Raw genomic sequence first — 1392 nt, forward strand, 5'->3', positions numbered from 1 at the left:
GAGAGTATGAAAAAATCTCTGTAAATTAACTTTCCCCGAAAATATAAGGTCTTCTATGATAAACTATAATCAAATCATAGGAGGCCTTTTATCATGGCAAGACAGAAAAAAGAGATTCACAAAGTAGAAATGACCGATGGCAAGCGAGCCATCATCCAGCAACTGTTCCAAGAGTACAACATCGAGAGCGCTACTGATATCCAAGATGCCTTGAAAGACTTGCTGGGCGGCACCATCAAGCAAATGATGGAAACGGAAATGGATGAGCATCTGGGCTACAGTAAGTCTGAACGCTCCGATAGTGAGAATTCCCGCAACGGATACAAAACCAAGCGTGTCAACAGCAGTTATGGCAGTTTTCAGATTGATGTCCCGCAGGATCGCCAATCCTCCTTTCAGCCCCAGGTAGTTAAGAAGCGGCAAAAGGATATTTCCGCCATTGACGAGAAAATTATCTCTATGTATGCCAAAGGCATGACTACCAGACAGATTTCTGAAACCTTAGAAGACATTTACGGCTTCGAGGCCTCAGAGGGATTCATATCCGATGTTACCGATAAAATCCTGCCTCAGATTGAGGAATGGCAGAGCCGGCCGCTTTCCAGTATATACCCCATTATTTTTATTGATGCCATCCACTTTTCCGTAAGGCATGACAATATGATTACCAAGCTAGCTGCGTATGTCGTAATGGGGATAAACGAAGATGGCCGCAAGGAAGTCCTTACGATTGAAGTGGGCGAAAATGAGAGCAGTAAATACTGGCTGGGCGTCCTGAACAGCCTCAAGAACCGTGGCGTAAGGGATATTCTTATTCTCTGTTCGGATGGGCTTACTGGCCTGAAAGAGGCCATATCGGCAGCATTTCCCAAAACGGAGCACCAGCGCTGCATTGTCCATATGGTGCGCAATACACTGAAATATGTCGCCAACAAGGATATGAAAAATCTTGCCAAAGATCTTCGTACCATCTATACCGCCCCTGATGAGAAAGCTGCCGTTAAGCGGCTGGAGGAAGTGGACAAAAAATGGACGCCCCATTATCCGGCGGCAATGAAGCGCTGGTTTGACAACTGGGATGTAATAACGCCGATATTCAAGTTCTCAACAGACGTCCGTACAGCCTTTTACACGACCAACGCCATTGAGAGCCTGAATTCCTCATATCGCCGTCTGAACAGCCAGCGAAGTGTTTTCCCCAGCCAGCAGGCATTGCTGAAGGCATTGTATCTGGCAACGTTTGAGGCTACCAAGAAATGGACTATGCCAATTCGGAACTGGGGTAAGGTAAGGGGCGAGTTGACCATTATGTACCCTGACAGATTACAACCGTAAAATACATAAATGCTAAAGTCATAGAAGACCTATTTACAGACTTTTATTCACACCCTC

The 1392-nt window shown here is 45.8% G+C and carries 1 protein-coding gene; it reads left to right on the forward strand.

Translation table 11 applies throughout. The annotated features are described in order from the left end of the window. The first annotated feature begins 93 nt into the window (after positions 1-93). Positions 94-1335, forward strand: a complete 1242-nt coding sequence (locus tag T320_RS09700; protein ID WP_037355359.1) for an IS256 family transposase — start codon at positions 94-96, stop codon at positions 1333-1335. Positions 1336-1392 lie beyond the last annotated feature (57 nt).

Source organism: Selenomonas sp. FC4001, from assembly GCF_000701565.1.
In the GTDB taxonomy this organism is placed as follows: Bacteria; Bacillota; Negativicutes; order Selenomonadales; family Selenomonadaceae; genus Selenomonas_A; species Selenomonas_A ruminantium_B.

Bases quoted from the DNA above. Each gene is read 5' to 3' on its own strand.
- T320_RS09700 (WP_037355359.1), top strand. From the start codon at position 94: ATGGCAAGACAGAAAAAAGAGATTCACAAAGTAGAAATGACCGATGGC.